Here is a 19,599-nt window from a genome sequence, read left to right on the forward strand (position 1 = left end):
CACCCTTAAGTGCGCGGGATCTCGACCAGCTCGAAGACCTCGATGATGTCGTCGACCTGGATATCCGGGTACGACAGCACCATACCGCACTCGTAACCTGCGGAGACCTCGGTGACATCGTCCTTTTCGCGGCGCAGTGACTCGATCGTCGCCTTCTCCGCCACGACACTGCCGTCGCGGATGAGGCGGATCTGTGCATTGCGGCGAACCTTGCCGGTTTCCACCATGCAACCTGCGATGAGGCCCACGGAAGAAGCCTTGAAGATCTGGCGGATTTCCGCCTTGCCGATCTCGCGCTCCTCGTAGATGGGCTTCAGCATGCCCTTCAGCGCTGCCTCAACCTCTTCGATTGCCTTGTAGATAATCGAGTAGTAGCGAATATCCACGCCCTCGGCGTTCGCTACCTCGGTAGCCTTACCCTCAGCGCGTACGTTGAAGCCGATGATAACTGCGTCCGACGCCGCAGCCAGGTTGACGTTGGTTTCCGTCACCGCACCGACACCGCGGTCGATGATGTTCAGATCCACTTCGTCGTCGACCTCGATCTTCAGCAGCGCGTCTTCCAGAGCCTCGACCGTACCTGCGTTGTCGCCCTTCAGGATCAGGTTCAGGGTGTTGGTTTCCTTCAACACCGCATCCAGATCTTCCAGGGATACACGCTTGCGGTTCTTGGCCTGCATGGCGTTACGGCGACGTGCATTGCGGCGATCGGCAATCTGGCGAGCGGTGCGGTCTTCGTCAACAACCAACAGGTTGTCGCCGGCACCGGACACGCTGGTCAGACCCAGAACCTGTACCGGGCAAGACGGGCCTGCCTCGGTAACGTCACGACCGTGTTCGTCGATCATGCGGCGCACACGACCGTGGGCGTCACCAACGACAATCGAATCACCCACGCGCAGCGTACCGCGCTGCACGATGATGGTAGCGATCGGTCCGCGACCACGATCCAGGTGAGACTCGATAGCCACACCCTGAGCGTCCATGTCCGGGTTTGCGCGCAGATCCAGCGAAGCATCTGCGGTCAGCAGAACAGACTCCAGCAGCTGGTCGATGTTGGTGCCCTGCTTTGCAGAGATATCCACGAACATCGTGTCGCCGCCGTACTCCTCCGGAATCAGGTCGTACTCGGTCAGCTGACCACGGATCTTGTCCGGCTGGGCGCCTTCCTTATCGATCTTGTTCACCGCAACCACGACAGGGATGTCAGCGGCCTTGGCGTGGTTAATCGCCTCTACGGTCTGCGGCATTACACCGTCATCCGCAGCGACCACCAGGATCGCGATATCGGTAGAGTTCGCGCCGCGAGCACGCATGGCGGTAAAGGCCTCGTGACCCGGGGTATCCAGGAAGGTGACCAGGCGATCCTCGCCCTCCATGTTCACGGAGACCTGGTAGGCGCCGATGTGCTGGGTAATACCGCCGGCCTCGCCGCTACCGACGTTCGCCTTGCGAATCGTATCCAACAGTCGAGTCTTACCGTGGTCGACGTGACCCATGACGGTAACCACCGGAGGACGCTGAGCCAGGTCTTCATCCTGGCCTTCGTCCTCACCGAACTGCAGATCGAAGGATTCCAGCAGCTCGCGGTCCTCGTCCTCTGGGGAGACGACCTCGACCTTGTAATCCATTTCCTCGCCGAGCAGCATCAATGTCTCGTCGGAGACCGACTGAGTAGCGGTCACCATTTCGCCCAGGTTGAACAGAGCCTGGACCAGTGCTGCTGCATCTGCGTCGATCTTCTCTGCGAAGTCCATCAAGGATGCACCGCGTGCAAGGCGAATCTTTGCGCCCTTGCCGTTAGGCAGCTTCACGCCGCCAACGACACTCGGCGCCTGCATTGCCTCGTACTCGTTGCGCTTCTGACGCTTCGACTTGCGTCCCTTACGCGGGGCACCGCCTGGACGGCCGAATGCACCTGCGGTGCCGCCGCGACGCCCACCGCGTCCACCGCGCGGGCCTCCCGGACCACCAGGGCCACCGGGGCCGCCCGGTCCACCATGGCGTCCACCACGACCGCGTCCGCCGCCGAAGCTATTGTCCGACTTCGACGGCATTTGTGCGGGATTCGGGTGGCTCGGCATCATGGCCGGCGACGGACGACGACCGCCGCCCTGCTTTGCACCGCCCTGCTTTGCACCGGTCTTACCTGCACCTGGCTTCGGGCCGGGCTTCTTGTTGCCCGGTCGGCTACCCGGACGCGGCATATCCCCAGGCGCTGCCTGTCCACCGCGCGGACGCGGAGCAGGTTCACCGGAAGAGAACGGGTTGTTGGCCACGCGTGGTGCGCGACCACCCGGCTTCGGGCCTGGCTTAGCCCCCGGCTTTGGTCCTGGCTTGGCACCGGGCTTCGGCCCCGGCTTTGGGCTCGGCTTTGGAGCGGGCTTGGGTGCCGGCTTATCGCCCGGCTTCACGGTGGAGGTGGGCTTGGTGCCAGCGTTAGCAACCGGGTTGGTGCTCTTAACCGGCTTTGGTCCCGGCTTGGGGCCAGGCTTCGCAACAGGCTTCGATGCTGCCTTCGGCCCCGGCTTCGGGCCTGGCTTGGCAGCGGGCTTTGCTGCGGGCTTAGCAGGCTCCTTAGCGGACTCCTGTCCTACCCCGTAGTGCTTCTTCATCTTCTTCACAACGGGCGGCTGCACCGTTGAGGAAGCGGTCTTAACGAACTCGCCCTGTTCCTTCAGGGTGGCGAGCAATTCCTTGCTCGTCACTCCGAGTTCCTTGGCCAACTCGTGTACGCGTAGCTTTCCGGCCACTACTCTCCTTCATGTTTGCGGAGCCGTAGTGCGCTCAAGCGTGCAGGCTCACCTGCAGCCGGGCTACGTACGACTCCCGTACTTGTAGATACTCATCGCTGATGCTGCTTCATCGCGTTCTCATCAGTGTTCGTTGTTCTTCATGTCGACGTAAGTTCCTCGTCCTTTTCGTTGACGCCCACTTTCGCGGTCGTCACGTATTCTCCACTGTTACTGGCAGTGTGACGATGTAGTCACGTACAGGGTCTGCATCCACGTTGGCGGATACCCTCAGCGCACGGCTGAAAGCCTTACGCTTGACGGCGATTTCCCATGCCTCCACAGTCGGCGTGATCCATGCGCCTCGCCCGGGCAATTTCTTTTCCGGATCAGGCACGACCTGAATCCCTTCCGCGCTTTGATGTACAACGCAACGGAGCAGGTGATCTATTCCCATCACCTGCTTTGTTGCAATGCACGTCCTTAGCGGAAGGTGCTTGTTTGTGGGGCACTCATGGGATACCACCTGTCCAGTGTATCGCGCCGCCCGCGGAAACGGTTAACTGGGTGTGTCCTCCGCGGCTGCGTCGGTCTCCGAACGAATGTCGATCTTCCAACCGGTCAGACGCGCTGCGAGGCGAGCGTTCTGCCCTTCCCGACCAATGGCTAGGCTGAGCTGATAATCCGGAACAACGGCGCGGGCGATCTGCATCTCCGGGTCGGTAACCTTCACGCTGACAATCTTGGATGGGGACAGGGCATTGCCGACAAACGTTGCCGGATCATCAGAGAAGTCAATGATGTCGATCTTCTCCCCTCCCAGCTCGTGCATGATATTGGAGACGCGCTGTCCGCGAGGCCCAATGCAGGCTCCCTTCGCGTTGAGCCCCTTTACAGTGGATCGCACGGCGATTTTTGTGCGGTGGCCAGCCTCGCGTGCCACGGAGACAATTTCCACGGAACCATCGGCCACTTCCGGCACCTCGAGAGCGAAGAGTCCCTTCACCAGCTCTGGGTGAGTGCGGGAAAGGTTGATCTGCACCATGCGGTTGGCATTGTTAATCACGTCCGTGACGAAGGCCTTGACGCGCATGCCGTGCTCCAGCTTCTCGCCGGGGATGTGCTCGGCAGGCAGGATCTGCCCGTCCTGGCCTCGCGCCTCGGTGCCCAGGTGCACGACGGTCACGCCGCGCTCATTCGCACGAGCATCAGCAGAGACCACTCCGGAGACCACACGGTAACGCAGCTCGGCGTATTCGTCGTAGCGGCTCTGTACGCGAGCGGAGTTGATGCGGTAGCGAATTGCCTCCCGGACCGCCAGCGCGCCGTCGCGACCGAAGTTCTTCGGGGTGTCATCGATACGACCGGTGACATTGCCTTCTTCGTCTTTTTCCACCTGGTAGATGGTGACCTCGCCGCTAATAGGATCAATGTCCACGTCGACTGGCCCCGTGAAGTGGCTGTTTGCGCGATATGCCTCGCGCAGACCCCGTTTAACCCCCTCTAGCAGGTCATCGAAATCAACCGACTCCTGCTTTTCGACTGCGCGCAGCGCTGCCATATCAATATTCACTTGTTTCTCCTAGTTTTCGGCCGGACTATCCTGCTGGTCTTCCGCACCCGACAATCCATAGGCCTCGATCGTCAGTCCAACGAGGTCGGCTTCTGCTGCCGGAGCTGGTGAGAATTCCACTTCTACCACCGCACCGGCGACATCTGCGAATCGCACGCGGCTTACGCTGGGCTGTTTCTTATCAGGTGTGATCAATATGACATCTTCGCCATCGACCTGCGCGATGCGGCGCAGTCCCTGCTGTGTACGCACAAGGCGCCCAATGTTGCGCACCCAGTGGCGCTGTTCTGTCAATGGAAAGTCGACGCCAGGTGTCGATACCTCCAGGGTATACCCCGGCCCGAAGCTCATCTCGCCTTTCGCTTCCGACTCATCCAGGTGGGTCGACACCTCCCGGCTGAGTTCCTCCAGCTGATCCAGATCCGGGCGTTCTGCACGTGGGTCGGCAGTATCCACCGCAATGCGGATCGCCGATTTTGCCCCGGCTTTGGTGATCTTGATGTCCTCGATCACCAATCCGAATTCTTTAACCAGCCCGCCCAGCGAGCTTTCCAGCTGCTCTTTGTGTGGAAATGCCATGACCACGGAGTCTAGCAGGCAACACCTTCTAGTAGACTTCTAGTTCTGATGAATAAGACCAGCTCTCGCTTTCCCCGCCAGCCCCTTTCTCGCCGTCGTTTCCTCGGCACCAGCGCACTTCTTGGGGCGGGGTTGACACTGTCCGCCTGTGAAACCGGGTTGGCGTCATTTTCCAAAGAGCCAGAGCCCAACGAACAGCTTGTGCGATTGGCCGCCGCGATCAAGAACTCACAGCGAGACCCGAAATGGTCAAAGTTCCTCGGCAAGCAGTATGACCTTGTACAGCAAGAAGCGCTTCGACAGTGCGGTGTAGACAAGGACGGTAATGCACCTCAACAGTGCAAGGAAAAATTTTTAGACGCCGATAGCTCACAGGCTGACCAGGGTATCTCCTTGAAGGAGGCCTACGAGCGCGCGCTGGATGGCGATCAGAAGGGGCTCGTCGCAGGTCTTTACGCAGCCTATGTTGCCGCAAATCAGAAAATGTCTCAGATCAACGCCCATCCCCCGCGCGTTTCCAAAGAAATCGCAGATGGGTTTTCTGACGCCGCTGCCGAGTTCGGCACTGTCTTGACGCTCACTTATGGCGCCATTTTTGCTACTGGAGTAGCTCTCGCGAAGGACGCCACCCCCGATGGCAGCGCCAGCATTCAGGAGATCGCCAATGAACTCCGCACGCTACGGGATCAATGCATCGACGTTCTCGAGGAGCTGGGGGCGGAAGTCCCCGCACCGGAGCCCGGATACACCCAGGGCAAGGCAGATAACATGACAGCCGCGGCGGGGTATCTCTACCCCACTATCTTGCCCATTTCCGTGGAGCTGCGGCGCATATCAGCCCAGGCAACCAACCCCCAGGCCGTGGAGTTCGCCACTGGCTGGCTCAAGGCGACTGCCTGCGACGAGGCTGTCCTGGAACGACTCCAGGGCAAGGATCCGCGAAAGATTACTCTCCGCGGAGAGCCCGCTTAACCTCAGCCAACGCATCCGGATAGTCGACCTCGAAGGTTTCCCCCGTCATCCGGTTGCGGAGTTCCACCTTGCCATTGGCAAAGCCACGGCCTACGACGACTACCAAAGGCATACCCAGCAGTTCGGAGTCCTTGAACTTCACGCCCGGGGAAACCTTCGGTCGGTCGTCGAACAGCACCTCGAGACCATCGTTCGACAAGGTCTCCACCAGTTCCACCGCAGCCTCACCTGCGGCGGCATCCTTGTTGGCGATGACCACGTGCACGTCAAAGGGCGCAACCGCTGCGGGCCAACGCAGGCCGGAATCGTCCAACATCTGCTCGGCAATCACGGCGACCAGGCGGGACACGCCCACGCCATAGGAGCCCATGGTCGGTACTGACTGGCGGCCTGCCTCGTCTAGAATCTTCACATCAAAGGCCTCGGTGTACTTACGCCCCAGCTGGAAGATGTGGCCAATCTCAATGCCGCGAGCCAGGGTCAGAGTGCCCTTGCCATCCGGCGACGGGTCGCCCTCCAACACCTCGGCGGCCTCGACGTACCCGTCCGGAGTGAAGTCGCGGCCTGCAACCAGCCCCACGACGTGGCGGTTCTTCGCGTCTGCGCCGGTGATCCAGGAAGTGCCCTCCACCACGCGCGGATCAGCCAACATTCGTACGCCGTTGTCCGCCAGGCTCTTCGGCCCAACGTATCCCTTAACCAGGAAGGGGTTCTTCTTGAACTCTTCCTCACCGGCCAGCTCAACCTGTGCCGGTTCCATGGCTGCTTCGAGGCGCTTCATATCTACCTCGCGGTTACCGGGCACCAACACACCGGCCAGGGATTCACCACGCGGGTTGCCTTCCTCGTCCAGCGTCGGATCGTTAACCTTGACGACGATGCACTTCAGAGTATCGCCAGCCTCCACGGCACGACCGTCAATGGTGACGCCCTCGCTATTGGCCCATTCCACCAGAGCTTCAATGGTTTCGGCATTGGGAGTGTCGTATTCCTTGGCCTCCGGCTGACCCTCAATCGGGCGAGTCGGCGGCACCTGCGTCACCACAGCCTCTACGTTCGCGGCATAGTCGCTGTCAGTAGAGCGCACGAACGTGTCCTCACCGTTGACAGCCACAGCCAGAAATTCCTCGGAAGCGGATCCGCCCATGGCGCCGGAGGTCGCCGAGCAGATCGCATATTCGATACCCAGACGATCGAAAATATTTTGGTAGGCCTTGCGGTGCAGCTGGTAGGACTGTTCCAACCCCTCGTCGTCCATATTGAAGGAGTAAGAATCCTTCATAATGAACTCGCGGCCGCGCAGGATGCCAGCGCGCGGGCGTTCTTCGTCACGGTACTTCGTCTGGATCTGGTAAAGGATTACCGGGAAGTCCTTGTAGGAGTTGTACTCAGACTTCACGATGGAGGCGAACATTTCCTCGTGCGTCGGTCCCAGCAGGTAATCCGCGTCTTTGCGGTCCTTTAGCCTGAATAATGCGTCGCCGTATTCGACCCAGCGTCCGGTTGTGTCGTAGGGCTCGCGGGGCAGCAGCGCGGGGAAGGAAAGTTCCTGCGCTCCGATGGCATTCATTTCCTCGCGCACGATTTTTTCAACGTTGCGCAGAACCCGTAGACCCAGCGGCAACCACGAGTACACGCCGGGGGCAACGCGGCGGATGTATCCCGCGCGTACCAGCAGCTTGTGGCTGGGCACCTCTGCGTCTGCGGGGTCGTCACGCAGGGTCCGCAAGAATAGTTGTGACATCCGAGTAATCATGAATCAAGACTTTACCTTTTCCCCCTTTGACTTGTGTCGATCGGTGGGGGTTTAGCTAGTCTTTGGGAATGCTGGTTGTGCTTCCCCCATCCGAAACCAAGGCTCCTGGTGGTACTCTGCCCGCCGGCGCACCGCTGCACTTCCCGGAGCTCAACCCGATCCGCGAAGAGCTAACCGAGGATCTGGTAGACCTGTGCACCGCTGAACCGGACGTTGCCCTGCAGGTTCTCGGGCTGTCCGAAAAGCTGCGCGGTGAAGTCGATGCCAATCAGATTCTCCGCACCGCCCCGACGATGCCCGCGGTACACCGGTACACGGGTGTGCTCTACGATGCGCTCGATGCGTCTTCTCTAAGCGACGCCACCACACCTCATTTAGCTATCGGCTCCGCGCTGTTCGGCCTAGTGATGGCTGAGGATCCGATCCCCCACTACCGACTCTCCGGAGGCACCAAGCTGCCGCCGGGAACCACGTTGAAGAAGCGCTGGGGTTCCGCCATTACCGAGGCGCTCGAACGCGCGGAGGAGGAACACGGCCTGGTGGTCGATCTGCGCTCCGGGGCGTACCAGCAACTGGGGAAGCTAAAGTCGGCTGTCACTGTGCGCGTCGAGTCAGTGCGTCCGGACGGCAGCCGCAAGGTCGTCAGCCACTTCAACAAGCATTACAAGGGGCTGCTGGCTCGCGCCCTAGTTCAGAACCCCGTAGCTTCCTCGCCTAGTGAAGTCGCCGACATAGCCCGTACCGCCGGGTTTAACGTCGAGGAAACGTCCACGGAACTCACCCTGGTGGTCTAGAGCCCTGCCACCTCGCCGATCACATACACCACCGGGGAGGTCACATGGTTAACCTCGAAGGTTTCCGCCAGAGTGCCGAGTGTGCAGCGGAACCCGCGTTGCTGTTCCGTGGTGCCCTCCTGAATCACAGCTGCCGGAGTGTCTGCGCTTAAGCCCCCGGCCTGGAGTTCTGCAGCAATGGCTGCGACATTGCGCACGCCCATGATTACGCACAGTGTGGCTTTAGAGGCCGCGAGCGCTCGCCAGTCCACTAGGCTACGAGGGCTATCCGGCGCCACGTGGCCGGAGACCACGGTAAACGCATGGACCACTCCGCGCTGTGTAACCGGCACACCGATAGCAGCAGGAACGCTCACTGCACTGGTCACGCCGGGGATCACCTCGCACGCGATCCCCGCGGCCGCGCATGCCTGAACCTCCTCGAACCCCCGCCCGAACACAAACGGATCCCCACCCTTGAGGCGAACAACGTTCTTACCTGCCCGCGCGTGTTCCACCAGCAGTTCGTTGGTTTTCTCCTGGCTCACTTGCTTGGCATAGGGCAGCTTGGCGACGTCGATGACCTCCTTAGCCCCCACGTCGCAGAGTTTGTCCAGCTCGTTGGTTGGCCCCAGGTGGTCGGTCAAGATCACGTCGGCTTCTTGCAGCGCGTGCATGCCGCGCACCGTAATAAGGTCCCACGCCCCTGGTCCGCCGCCAATGAGCACCACTTTGCCTGTCTCACTCATGAGTTCTCAGCCTACCCCTACAATGGTCAGCACCATGAATACCTTCGCTGAAGAATTCCCGGAACTCGCACTGCCCTGCGTCGGTGAGTCCTTCCCCGATCCGCAGGTACTGGTGCTTAACGAACCGTTGGCTATGGACCTCGGCTTAGATCCAGGGTGGCTCCGCAGCCCCGCGGGCATCGATTTCCTTACTGGCCAGGGGAAGTGCTTTGCACTCGGCTATGCGGGCCATCAATTTGGTCAATTCAATCCCCGCATGGGCGATGGTCGTGCACTTCTCTTGCGCGAAGACGGCCGGGATATCCATGCCAAAGGAACTGGTCGCACCCCCTTCTCACGCGGCGGTGACGGCCATTATCCCCTCGATGCGGCGCTGAAGGAGTATGCCTTCGCCGAGTCTCTCCACGCTCTCGGTGTGCCTACCGCCCGCTCGCTGGCAGTCCTCACCACTGGCGGCACCATCATGCGCAATGGACTTCACCCCGGTGCCATTGGCGTGCGCGTCGCCAGCTCCCATATCCGTATCGGTACCTTCCAATACGCCGCCCTGATGGGGCCGACAGTCACCGAGCGCCTCGTCGACTACACACTTGCCCGTCACTTTCCGGATGGTGCTTCTCCCCTCGACCTTTTTGACGCCACCGTCACCTGCCAAGCCGAACTCGTCGCCCAGTGGATGCGCTTCGGCTTTATCCACGGTGTGATGAATACCGACAACGTCGCGATTTCCGGCGAAACGATAGACTTCGGTCCCTGCGCTTTCATGGACTACTTCGCCACCGACACGGTGTATAGCTCGATCGATACCCGTGGTCGCTACGCATACGGCCAGCAGCCCGCTGTCATGATGTGGAACCTCGCACGCCTAGCTGAGGCGCTGGTCCCACTGGTGGATGAGGGCGTCAAAAAATTTACAGAGCGCCTTTACCGCTTCCAGCCGCAATATGCCGAGGCGTGGGACGCGCAGATGGCAGCTGCACTAGGAGCGCCGGATTGTGCAGAGCAATTGCTGGACCTGTTGCAGGTCGCCGCGCCCGATTACAACGCAATGCTGGCGAAGTTGACCCCCGGTGTTATTCCTCAGGGTCTGGAGTCCACTCCCGGCGCCGTTGAGTGGACTGAGCGCTGGTCGGAGTACGCCCCGCATCCTCGTAACCCGATCTACCTACCGCGCAATCACGGCATGCAGGCAGCGCTGGAACAGGCCGAAAAGGGTGACATGACCCGCTATCTACTGGCGCTGGAGGCGCTGCAAAATCCCTTTGAATGGGACGATAAATACGAAAAACTCGGCCTCCATGCGGCAGTGCCGCGCGAGGAAGCCGAGTTCACGACCTACTGCGGTACTTAGACCAGCTTCAGAGCCTTCTGGGAACGATCCCACTGCTCGTTGAACAGGTTGGAGTCCTTGGCCAGGCGGGTGCCGTAGGAAGGAATCATCTCCTTCAACTTCGGTGCCCAGTCGGCGATGCGGTTGCCGAAGCAGCGCTCCAGAACCTCCAGCATCGCGGACGGCGCAATGGAAGCACCCGGGGATGCGCCCATCAGGCCGGCGATGGTGCCGTCGTTGGAGTTAATCAGTGCAGTACCGAACTCCAGGGAGCCGAACTTCGGCGCACCGATCGGCTTAATCACCTGCACACGCTGGCCAGCGGTAACCAGCTCCCAATCCTCCGCACGAGCCTGCGGCATGTACTCGCGCAGGGATTCCACGCGAGCCGCCTGATCCTTCAGAACCTCTTCGATGAGGTACTTCGTCAGGCCCATCTCCTGCACGCCCACACCCAGGTAGGACGGGATGTTGCCCACACGCAGGGACTTGAACAGATCCAGGTAGCTGCCCTTCTTCAGGAACTTCGGAGTCCACCCTGCGTAGGGGCCGAACAGCAGTCCCTTCTTACCGTCGATCACGCGGGTATCCAGGTGCGGGACTGACATCGGCGGGGCGCCCACGGAAGCCTTGCCGTAGACCTTCGCCTGGTGCTGTTCCACAAGCTCGGGGTTGGTGCAGCGCAGCCACTGGCCGGATACCGGGAAGCCACCGTAACCCTTGATCTCCGGGATACCGGCCTTCTGCAGCAGCGGCAGGGCCATGCCGCCCGCGCCGACGAAGACGAAGTTCGCGGTGATCACAGACGTGTCGCCGGTGTGCAGGTTCTTGGAAGTGATCTTCCACTTCTCGCCGTCGCGAGAGATGTTCTTGACCTCGTTGCCGTAGCGCACCTCCACGCCCTGGGCGGTGACAGCATCCAGGTACTGGCGAGTCAGCGCACCGTAGTTAATGTCGGTACCCTCATCGAACCAGGAGATGGCGACTGGGTTGTTGAAGTCGCGGCCCTTAGCCATCAGCGGCAGGAACTCGGCAAACTTTTCATCGGAATCGCTGAACTGCATGTTCGGGAACAGCGGGTGATCCTTCAGCGCCTCGTAGCGAGCCTTCAGGTAGTCGACCTGATCCATGCCCTGAGCGAAGGAGACGTGCGGCACCTTGTTGATGAACTCAGACGGGTCGCCCAGCACATTCTGCTCCACCAGGTAGCTCCAGAACTGGCGAGAAACCTGGAACTTCTCGTTCACACCAACGGCCTTGGAAATATCAATCTTCCCATTAACCTCTGGGGTGTAGTTCAGCTCGCACAGTGCAGAGTGCCCGGTGCCTGCGTTGTTCCACGGATCGGAGGATTCCGCGCCCGGGGTGTCCAGCCGTTCGATGATCACCTGGCTCCAGTCCGGCTGCAGCTGCTTCAGCATGACGGACAGCGTGGTGGAGATAACACCTGCACCAATTAGTGCTACATCCACAGAATCTTTATTTGCCACTATGTATTCATTCCTTCGGAGGCGTCAAAGTTAGACTGTTATTGCGTCATATTTACTCTACGCCTATAGGCCGAGGTTTCAACGATATCCGCCTACCTGTGGCGCTAGCATGAGGGCATGGTTACTAGTCCCGCGATTCCACCATCCGCCGCAGATCTCACATTTTTGCCCGATGAACTGGGCGAAGGCTTTGGACAATGCTTCCTTGAACTAGGCGCAGACCCGGATGGCGAATCCCCCATTCGCTGCACCCTGGTGCGTTACTGCCCGGGCGCCGCCGACGATTCCTTTTTCGCTCGCCCCGCCATGCTTTTTGTCCATGGAATGACGGATTATTTCTTTCAAGATCACGTCGCCCGTCATTTCCATGAACGTGGCTTCGCCGTCTACGGTATCGATCTTCGCAAGTGCGGCCGCTCCTGGCGCGAAGGCCAGACATGGCACCATGTCAGCGATCAGTCGCTCTACGACGAGGATCTCTCTACCGCCGCCGCGCTCTTGGCCGCCGCCCACGGCACGGTGGTTCCTGTCGGACACTCGACTGGCGGGTTGGATGTGACGATGTGGGCTCATCGCCTTTATGACGCCAAATCCCCTCTCCACAACTCCATCGCCGCCGTCGTCTTGAACTCGCCGTGGTTTGGTCTTCAGTTCAATCCGGTGGTCCGCTTCGCCATTAACCGCGTGCTGCCTGTCATCAACAAGCTAAGGCCCAACCTCCTGCTTCCCGGTGGCATCAACCCGGTCTACGGCAAATCTCTGCACGTCACCGAGGCCGGTGAGTGGAACTACAACCTGCGTCTCAAGCCTCTAGAACCCCGCCCCAAGTACATCCAATGGCTACTCGGCGTCGCCCGAGAAATCCGCCGCCTGCACTCTGGCAAGGGTGACACCGGCGTTCCTACGCTGATCCTCACTAGCCACACTCACCACTTTTCCAAGAAGCTCTCCCGGCAGTCCTATAACGCAGACCTCATCCTTATGCCCAGCCAGATGTGGCAGCAGGCTTCCAATGCCGCATCCCTTTCCACCACCATTGTCATCGAGGGTGCCCTGCACGATGTTTTCCTCTCCCGGCCCTCGGTTCGCGCGCGAGCCTTCGCCGCCGCCGACGAGTGGCTCACGGATGTCTTCAACGAAAGGAAGATCCATCATGGATAATTTTGACCTCATCATCGTTGGCACGGGCTCTGGTAACTCTTTGCCCAGCCCAGCCAACGAGCACCAAAGAATCGCCATCGTTGAAAAGGGCACTTTCGGCGGCACTTGCATCAACGTCGGTTGCATCCCTACCAAGATGTTCGTCCACACCGCCGACGTCGCCCGCGGTTTCTCCGAGGCATCCCGCCTAAGCCTCACCGGCTCGCTCGAGCACGTCGATTGGAAGGGTATCCAGCAGCGCGTCTTCGGCGACCGCATTGATCCCATTAGCCATGCCGGTGCGGAGTACCGCGCAGGGAACGAAACCCCAAATATTACCCTCTTCGAAGGCACTGCCCGTTTCGTCGGCCCACGCACTCTGCAGATCGACGATGGCCCCACCATCACGGGCACCAATATCGTTCTCGCCACCGGTGGTCGCCCACGCCCCCACCCCGCGCTAGCCAATGTGCGTTACCGCACGAACGAGGACATCATGCGTCTCGCCGAACTGCCTAAGTCCCTCATCATCGTCGGCGGTGGCATCGTCGCCGTCGAGTTCGCAGCGATGTTTTCTGGCCTCGGCACCCAAGTCACGCTTATCAATCGCTCGGACAAGCTGTTGCGGAAGTTGGACGCCGACATCTCCGAGGCATTTACAACTCAGGCAGACTCTCAGTGGACTAACCACCTCGGGCGCACCATTACCGCCGCCGAGGAAACCGCCGACGGGCAGGTCTCTCTCACCCTGGACGATGGAACCATCGTCACTGGCGAGGAGGTTCTTGTAGCGATGGGTCGGGTCAATAATTCGGACACGTTGGATTGTGAAAAGGGTGGCGTCAATACCACCGAGAACGGCCGCATCATGGTCGACGAAAACGGGCGAACCAGCGCCGAGGGTGTGTGGGCGCTAGGCGATGCGTGCAACGACTTCGAGCTCAAGCACGTCGCCAACGCCGAGGCACGCGTGGTGGCGCACAATCTCGCACACCCCGACGACCTGCGGAAGTTCAATCACGAGGTGGTTCCAAGCGGTGTGTTCACACATCCGCAGATCGGCGTGGTGGGCATGACCGAGGCCGAAGCGCGTGAAACTGGTCGCCCTATTAGCGTCAAGATCCAAAAGTACGGCGACGTGGCCTACGGCTGGGCAATGGAAGACACCACTGGTTTCTGCAAGGTCATTGCCGACCGCACCACCGGCGAGATCCTCGGCGCACACATAATGGGGCCAGAGGCCAGCTCGTTGATCCAAAGCTTTGTCACCGCCATGACCTTTGGCATCACTGCACGCGATTTCGCCGAAAAGCAGTATTGGCCCCACCCTGCTCTGACAGAATTGGTCGAGAACGCCCTGCTGGGGTTAGATCTCGAAAACTAATGAAGGAGCCTTCGCCATGTTCGCAGTCGTCACTGGAGCCGCCTCGGGAATCGGTCGGGAGGTAGCACTGCAACTGGCAGAACGGGGCTATGCAGTCGCCATCAGCGACCGCGACGAGAAAGGACTCGCCTCCACCGCCAGTGACATCTCCACTCGTGGTGGCACCGTCGCCGATCAACGCACTGTCGACGTCACGGACGTGGACGCTGTAAAGGCCTGGGCGGAGGACATCATCGCCACCCATGGAACGCCTGACCAGGTGCATCACGTGGCGGGCATCGCCATCTGGGGTGATGTGCGGGAAATGCCACACGAGAAGTGGCAGCGGGTGATCGACGTGAACCTCATGGGGTCTGTGCACATGGTGGAAGCCTTCGCGCCGAAGCTCATGGAGAGCCAGCCGGTTCGCCGTCGCCGCCGCGACCGCCGGAAGCTCGTATTCGTCTCCTCCGCCGCGGGCATTATCGGCTTGCCGTGGCACGCGGCCTATTCTGCTTCTAAGGGTGGCGTGCTCGGCATGTGCGAGGTGCTGCGCTTCGACCTAGCCCCCTATGGCGTGGACGTGCACGCCGTCGCCCCGGGCGCGGTGGACACTCCCCTGGTTCGCACCATCGACATCCACGGCGTGGACCGCTCCAAGAAGCGCATCCAGAAGGCAACGGCCGTGTTCCAGGGCCACGCCGTAACCCCTGCCAAGGCCGCTCAAAAAATTTTGAAGGGCGTGGACAAGGGTAAGTACCTAATCAACACCAGCGGGGACATCCCTGTAGCCCGGTGGGCGCAAGTAAACGCCCCCTGGGCCTACAAGGGCGCGATGAAGGCGCTTAACGCTGGGTTCCGATGGGCGTCAAAGTAAGAACGGCAACGAGATCGAGGCGAGCAACACGAGCGCAATAAAAGCGAGGAACGCCTTGCCCTGCCAGTGGGCGTAGTTGAAGTCCATGCCGACCCCGAAGCGCTTGTCGACCATCACGGCCGGATCCTCCGGGTTGTGGTAAAACATGCCCCACTTGTAGTGCTCGTCGTTGTCCCGCCCCTCGCCACTCGTGTTCGCTAGCGCGGACTGCTTCCTCGCCAGAGCCACGACCATGGCCAGACAAACCGCAAACACGAGCACGAGCGAACCGATTATGGCCGGAGCCACCCAGTCCGTGTGCAGCACGGTCACAACCTGCAGGCTAGCGAGCATGATGGCCCCCGCAACGTTCATCACCGCCAGCCACATCGCCGTATGACGCCAAATGATCTTCTGCGAGACCTTCCCCCGCAGCGACGTATCAGCTCGGGCCGGCACGCTAACGCGCAACAATACGACCGTAATCAGCGCAAAAAGCAGCACCATTCCCACACCAAAGAACGTCGGGAAGAACACCGAACCCACAGACTTGTTATCCCAACTATCTGGTTCGAAGCCACTGCCGAAATGAGTGGCGAAGCGCTCCGGAATATCACCCCACCGCGCGGCCACGTACCCGGCCGCGACAGCAAGCACAGCCAGTGCTGCCCAGGTGAAGGCCCATGCACGCTGCGGAGATGTGTCCTCTACCGGCGTGATCTCCCCGGCCACGACCGTGCGCACGCCGTCGAACCAGCCTTCCCGCTGCTTGGCCTCGCGTATTGGCTGCCCAGCCTGGTTGAGGTTCCACATAAAGAAACCCACCGGCACGAGGGTCAGCACTGCGCCAACCACTGGCACCACAGCGGCTGGTATCGCCAGCAGTGCAGAAACCACAGTCGCTGCAACCTGGCGTTTAAGGAACGTACCCTCTTGTCGCCGCACAACATCGTCGCCCCAATGTGTCTCCGGCACGCGCACGCCCAACCGTACACTCGGCGACGACAGCTTCGGCGTGTACACCAGGATCAGCCCCACAAGCAGCGTTGTCACGCAGAACACTCCTGCAAGGAATGGATCGAATGCAATCATGATGGTTCTCCTATTCCCACTCCACCGTGAGGTCGTCAACCGTCGCGCAAATGTCGCCTACGTTGAACCCTTGCGCGAGTGCTCGCCGTACAGTAGCTCGCAAATCCTCGCGCAACCGTTCGCGTTGTTGCACACTCGGCTGCTCAGGGCGCGTAATCACAGTGCCTGATCGCGCGGCCGTGCGTACTAATCCGTCTTCTTGTAGCTGGTCATATGCTTTCTTCACGGTTGCGGGATTGACGCCATATTCCACCGCCAGCCGTCTCACCGAAAGCAAAGGTTGCCCGTCCTGCAGTTCGCCGGAGACGAGCCCCGCCACGATACCGTCGTGGATCTGCTGGGCGATCGGTACAGGCGAGTCAGGATCCACTGTGAGATACACGGTGCGGAAAGCCTCCTTCAGAATCTGTATTACATATACTAACACACACTGTGTTACTACGGGTAATACAAAAAAATTTCTAGTTCGCTGTTCGATTAATTACTCCTCTACGCAAAGGGGTTGTCCGGAGCGGTTTATATACTGCCCACACAAGCCAAGAAAAATTTTTTGGCAACACCACCACACCACCTGCGAACAGGCAAAAAGGGGCAATACCGTGTTCGAGCATTCCACCACCACACCCTGCTGGCGCGTCACCGATCCGTGCGATCCATTGAGTGCCGCAACATGCGAAATCAACCGCGGCCACGTCAAACTCGCCGTGGCCTGCACTCCCGAGATAGACGAGTGCGTTATCGACGTTTCCACACGCCTCGCAGTGCGCTTGGGTTTAACGGAATACAGGGCACTCACTCTGGTTGAGATCGGCCACATGTTCCGCCGATTCCCCACTATCCGTGAGGCAGCAAATACGGGCGCTTACTCTCTTGACCTGCTTCGATGCATGGCCGAATGCCTCAGCCCGGTCAGCCAGAACATCCCTGAAATCTTCGAGGAAAAAATTTTTCAAGCGATCTCCCCCACCGTGCCCAACCAGGCAATGCTAGCCAGGGCCACGATCCGCAGCCGGCTAGAAAGAATCATTCGCAAGTACGACCCCCTTGCACTCCCGGAAGACTCGGCCGACACCGAAGACGGCTCCAACAAGCGCCTAGAAATCGACGATCGCCCGGATACCACCACTGTTTTCTTCTTGACGCTACCCAAGCTCGAAGGGCTAGAACTTCAACGGACACTCAACAACGTGGTGAACAACAACTCCTGTTCCCGCGCCGAAGCGCTAATGCGCTTAGTACGCAGGCAGACCACGGCAGACATCACACTGAACCTGTATCGCAGTATGGACGAACCGGACGCGCAGATTTGGGCCGCAGGTGGCTGGGTCGGCTCGCAGACAACACAGAAGTGGATGAACCGCGTCACGCACGTCCAGTTCCCCGGTGCCGCGAGCAACGAGGGCTATTCCCCCACACCATTGGTGCGAGCAAGCGTGGAGGGGCGTGACGGAACCTGCCGGTTCCCAGGATGTTCGGTTCCCGCGCACAAGTGCCAGCTGGACCATGTGAAGCGCTACGACCACGAAAACCCGCAGGACGGAGGGCCAACGGCGACGTCAAACCTGCATTGTCTGTGCGCCAAGCACCACAACGCGAAGACGACTGGCTCCTGGGACGTCACCATCCACCCCGACGGCAACGAGACCTGGACAAGCCACGGCGACGGGCACACGGTGATGACGGCTCCCAACGGGCCACTGGGGCGAGAAACCTTCGCCCAGCGAGCGGAGAATCGTCGACGGGCAGCCTAGCGCGGCTCATCGACTGGGACTCCCATAACATCCAGCGCCGTGGCCAGACCGTCATAGTTGGTGACTAGCATGACGAACGCAACCTGCTCCCGCTCGTTCAGCAGATCCCGCACGCGCTGGGCCATGTCGGCGGTCAGTCCACGGTCGCGGACTAGCTGCTCGGCGGCGTCCAGTAGGGTGCCATGGCGGCCGGTGAAGCCGTGGTCGGGCTGGAACAGGGCGTCAATATCCTTAACCCCAACCCTCGCCGCGAGGGCACGGTGCTGGTCGGCTTCGTAGGCGCTGCCGCGCAGGTAGGCGACGCGGAGGATGATCATTTCGGTTTCGACGCGCGAAAGGTAGCCGAAGGGCATCATCGAGCCGCCGTAGAGCAGCCAGAAGAAGAACAACCGCGGGGCGCGGCCGATGGTGGCGAACACTCCGAGGTTCTTCTTCTTGGTTACGCGGGCCCCGATGCGCGTGGCGAAGGCGCCGAACGGGCCGAGGCGGCGCAGGTGCTGCTTACGCGATACAGGGCCGGGCCCCAGAGGTGTAGTTTTGTCTCCCATACTTCTGGGAGGTTAGTCGGTCGGGCTAGGACTCGCTGGGAATTGTGAGAACCTCGTAGCCGTCCTCGGTGACCAGCAGGGTGTGCTCGAACTGCGCGGTCCACTGGCGGTCCTTGGTCTGGACGGTCCAGTCGTCGTCCCAGACTTCGTAGTCAAGGCCGCCGAGGTTGATCATCGGCTCGATTGTCAGGGTCATGCCCGGTTCCAGCAGGTCGGTGTACATGGTTGGGCGGTCGTAGTGCAGCACAACAAGGCCATTGTGGAAGGTGGTACCGACGCCGTGACCGGTGAAGTCCTCTACGACGTTGTAGCCGAAACGCTTGGCATAGCTTTCGATAACACGGCCAATGATGTTGATCTGGCGCCCCGGCTTCACGGCCTTGATTCCACGCCACATTGCCTTCTCCGTGCGCTCAACCAGCAGGCGGTGCTCCTCGGAGACGTCGCCGGCAAGGAAAGTGGCGTTGGTATCGCCGTGCACGCCGTTCTTGTAGGCGGTGACGTCGATGTTGACGATATCGCCGTCTTGGATGACGGTGCTGTCGGGAATGCCGTGGCAGATAATCTCGTTGAGGCTCACGCAACTGGACTTCGGGAAGTGCCGGTAGCCCAAGGTAGAAGGATACGCACCGTGGTCACACATGTACTCGTGGGCCACGCGGTCGATCTCGTCGGTTGTGACGCCCGGAGCTACAGCAGCGCCGGCTGCCTGCAGGGCATCGGCGGCGATGCGGCTCGCCTCGCGCATTTTCTCAATGGTCTCGGGCGTCTGCACCCACGGCTCACCAATGTTTTCTTGAACGCTGTCCTTCCATGCGTACTCCGGGCGCTCAATATTGGCCGGCACGCTGCGGATGGGGGTGGGCTTTCCAGGGGTCAATGGTGCTCGAGTCAT

The 19,599-nt window shown here is 60.4% G+C and carries 18 protein-coding genes; 7 read left to right on the forward strand and 11 right to left on the reverse strand.

The annotated features are described in order from the left end of the window. Window positions 1–5 precede the first annotated feature (5 nt). The 4 genes from infB to rimP form a co-directional block, all read right to left on the reverse strand. Window positions 6–2,753 carry a translation initiation factor IF-2 gene (gene infB, locus AC06DS_RS08805; protein WP_477100550.1) on the reverse strand — a complete coding sequence of 916 codons (2,748 nt, stop codon included), beginning with the start codon at window positions 2,751–2,753 and terminating at the stop codon, window positions 6–8. A gap of 193 nt (window positions 2,754–2,946) precedes the next feature. After that, window positions 2,947–3,189, reverse strand: a complete 243-nt coding sequence (locus tag AC06DS_RS08810) for a YlxR family protein (RefSeq protein ID WP_477100551.1) — start codon at window positions 3,187–3,189, stop codon at window positions 2,947–2,949. A gap of 102 nt (window positions 3,190–3,291) precedes the next feature. Further along, a complete protein-coding gene (nusA, locus tag AC06DS_RS08815) occupies window positions 3,292–4,305 on the reverse strand; it encodes a transcription termination factor NusA (protein ID WP_473963202.1) in 1,014 nt (337 codons plus the stop codon). A 9-nt stretch (window positions 4,306–4,314) separates the two neighbouring features. Beyond that, window positions 4,315–4,890, reverse strand: coding sequence for a ribosome maturation factor RimP (gene rimP / locus AC06DS_RS08820; RefSeq protein WP_293790124.1), 576 nt, complete (start codon window positions 4,888–4,890; stop codon window positions 4,315–4,317). 42 nt (window positions 4,891–4,932) lie between these two features. On the opposite strand from rimP, the gene AC06DS_RS08825 reads away from it, so the two are divergent. Continuing rightward, window positions 4,933–5,856, forward strand: a complete 924-nt coding sequence (locus tag AC06DS_RS08825) for a twin-arginine translocation signal domain-containing protein (RefSeq protein ID WP_477100552.1) — start codon at window positions 4,933–4,935, stop codon at window positions 5,854–5,856. Here AC06DS_RS08825 and AC06DS_RS08830 read toward each other — a convergent pair. Then, a complete protein-coding gene (locus AC06DS_RS08830; RefSeq protein WP_477100553.1) occupies window positions 5,831–7,612 on the reverse strand; it encodes a proline--tRNA ligase in 1,782 nt (593 codons plus the stop codon). The genes AC06DS_RS08825 and AC06DS_RS08830 overlap by 26 nt on opposite strands. A 68-nt stretch (window positions 7,613–7,680) precedes the next feature. On the opposite strand from AC06DS_RS08830, the gene yaaA reads away from it, so the two are divergent. After that, entirely contained in the window at window positions 7,681–8,406 is a 726-nt protein-coding gene (gene yaaA, locus AC06DS_RS08835) for a peroxide stress protein YaaA (RefSeq protein ID WP_448308231.1), read from the forward strand. On the opposite strand, the gene cobA is transcribed toward yaaA, so the two are convergent. Then, window positions 8,403–9,134 carry a uroporphyrinogen-III C-methyltransferase gene (gene cobA, locus AC06DS_RS08840; RefSeq protein WP_477100554.1) on the reverse strand — a complete coding sequence of 244 codons (732 nt, stop codon included), beginning with the start codon at window positions 9,132–9,134 and terminating at the stop codon, window positions 8,403–8,405. The genes yaaA and cobA overlap by 4 nt on opposite strands. On the opposite strand from cobA, the gene AC06DS_RS08845 reads away from it, so the two are divergent. Then, window positions 9,118–10,485, forward strand: a complete 1,368-nt coding sequence (locus AC06DS_RS08845) for a protein adenylyltransferase SelO family protein (RefSeq protein WP_477100555.1) — start codon at window positions 9,118–9,120, stop codon at window positions 10,483–10,485. The two genes, cobA and AC06DS_RS08845, sit on opposite strands and share 17 nt — an antisense overlap. On the opposite strand, the gene mqo is transcribed toward AC06DS_RS08845, so the two are convergent. After that, the gene (gene mqo, locus AC06DS_RS08850; protein ID WP_293790108.1) at window positions 10,482–11,954 is read right to left on the reverse strand and encodes a malate dehydrogenase (quinone); all 1,473 of its coding nucleotides are present in this window, start codon (window positions 11,952–11,954) and stop codon (window positions 10,482–10,484) included. The genes AC06DS_RS08845 and mqo overlap by 4 nt on opposite strands. A 117-nt stretch (window positions 11,955–12,071) precedes the next feature. Here mqo and AC06DS_RS08855 point away from each other — a divergent pair, with 117 nt between their 5' ends. Genes AC06DS_RS08855 through AC06DS_RS08865 form a run of 3 tightly spaced genes read left to right on the forward strand, consistent with a single transcriptional unit; the run spans window position 12,072 to window position 15,334 of the window. Further along, window positions 12,072–13,115 (forward strand): alpha/beta hydrolase, encoded by a 1,044-nt coding sequence (locus AC06DS_RS08855; protein ID WP_477100556.1) that lies wholly within the window; start codon window positions 12,072–12,074, stop codon window positions 13,113–13,115. After that, a complete protein-coding gene (mtr, locus tag AC06DS_RS08860; RefSeq protein ID WP_477100557.1) occupies window positions 13,108–14,478 on the forward strand; it encodes a mycothione reductase in 1,371 nt (456 codons plus the stop codon). Before AC06DS_RS08855 ends, mtr begins: the two co-directional genes overlap by 8 nt. Before the next feature lie 16 nt (window positions 14,479–14,494). Continuing rightward, window positions 14,495–15,334: an SDR family oxidoreductase gene (locus AC06DS_RS08865; RefSeq protein WP_477100558.1), complete on the forward strand. Its 840-nt coding sequence runs from the start codon at window positions 14,495–14,497 to the stop codon at window positions 15,332–15,334. Here the strand turns inward: AC06DS_RS08865 and AC06DS_RS08870 are convergent. After that, window positions 15,326–16,405 (reverse strand): DUF5808 domain-containing protein, encoded by a 1,080-nt coding sequence (locus AC06DS_RS08870; RefSeq protein WP_477100559.1) that lies wholly within the window; start codon window positions 16,403–16,405, stop codon window positions 15,326–15,328. The genes AC06DS_RS08865 and AC06DS_RS08870 overlap by 9 nt on opposite strands. Window positions 16,406–16,415: 10 nt before the next feature. Continuing rightward, window positions 16,416–16,832, reverse strand: a complete 417-nt coding sequence (locus tag AC06DS_RS08875; RefSeq protein ID WP_477100560.1) for a GntR family transcriptional regulator — start codon at window positions 16,830–16,832, stop codon at window positions 16,416–16,418. Between the two features lie 172 nt (window positions 16,833–17,004). Here AC06DS_RS08875 and AC06DS_RS08880 point away from each other — a divergent pair, with 172 nt between their 5' ends. Further along, window positions 17,005–18,156: an HNH endonuclease signature motif containing protein gene (locus AC06DS_RS08880; protein WP_477100561.1), complete on the forward strand. Its 1,152-nt coding sequence runs from the start codon at window positions 17,005–17,007 to the stop codon at window positions 18,154–18,156. On the opposite strand, the gene AC06DS_RS08885 is transcribed toward AC06DS_RS08880, so the two are convergent. Beyond that, window positions 18,153–18,704 (reverse strand): carboxymuconolactone decarboxylase family protein, encoded by a 552-nt coding sequence (locus tag AC06DS_RS08885; RefSeq protein WP_477100562.1) that lies wholly within the window; start codon window positions 18,702–18,704, stop codon window positions 18,153–18,155. The two genes, AC06DS_RS08880 and AC06DS_RS08885, sit on opposite strands and share 4 nt — an antisense overlap. Before the next feature lie 25 nt (window positions 18,705–18,729). Continuing rightward, window positions 18,730–19,599, reverse strand: a complete 870-nt coding sequence (gene map / locus AC06DS_RS08890; RefSeq protein WP_477100563.1) for a type I methionyl aminopeptidase — start codon at window positions 19,597–19,599, stop codon at window positions 18,730–18,732.

The sequence above is a fragment of the Corynebacterium sp. TUM25015 genome (assembly GCF_056393505.1).

Excerpts from the sequence above, each read along its gene's own strand:
- AC06DS_RS08810 (WP_477100551.1), bottom strand. The coding sequence starts at position 3,189 with ATGGGAATAGATCACCTGCTCCGTTGCGTTGTACATCAAAGCGCGGAA.
- AC06DS_RS08825 (WP_477100552.1), top strand. The coding sequence starts at position 4,933 with ATGAATAAGACCAGCTCTCGCTTTCCCCGCCAGCCCCTTTCTCGCCGT.
- AC06DS_RS08830 (WP_477100553.1), bottom strand. The coding sequence starts at position 7,612 with ATGATTACTCGGATGTCACAACTATTCTTGCGGACCCTGCGTGACGAC.
- yaaA (WP_448308231.1), top strand. The coding sequence starts at position 7,681 with ATGCTGGTTGTGCTTCCCCCATCCGAAACCAAGGCTCCTGGTGGTACT.
- cobA (WP_477100554.1), bottom strand. The coding sequence starts at position 9,134 with ATGAGTGAGACAGGCAAAGTGGTGCTCATTGGCGGCGGACCAGGGGCG.
- AC06DS_RS08855 (WP_477100556.1), top strand. The coding sequence starts at position 12,072 with ATGGTTACTAGTCCCGCGATTCCACCATCCGCCGCAGATCTCACATTT.
- mtr (WP_477100557.1), top strand. The coding sequence starts at position 13,108 with ATGGATAATTTTGACCTCATCATCGTTGGCACGGGCTCTGGTAACTCT.
- AC06DS_RS08865 (WP_477100558.1), top strand. The coding sequence starts at position 14,495 with ATGTTCGCAGTCGTCACTGGAGCCGCCTCGGGAATCGGTCGGGAGGTA.
- AC06DS_RS08870 (WP_477100559.1), bottom strand. The coding sequence starts at position 16,405 with ATGATTGCATTCGATCCATTCCTTGCAGGAGTGTTCTGCGTGACAACG.
- AC06DS_RS08885 (WP_477100562.1), bottom strand. The coding sequence starts at position 18,704 with ATGGGAGACAAAACTACACCTCTGGGGCCCGGCCCTGTATCGCGTAAG.
- map (WP_477100563.1), bottom strand. The coding sequence starts at position 19,599 with ATGACTCGAGCACCATTGACCCCTGGAAAGCCCACCCCCATCCGCAGC.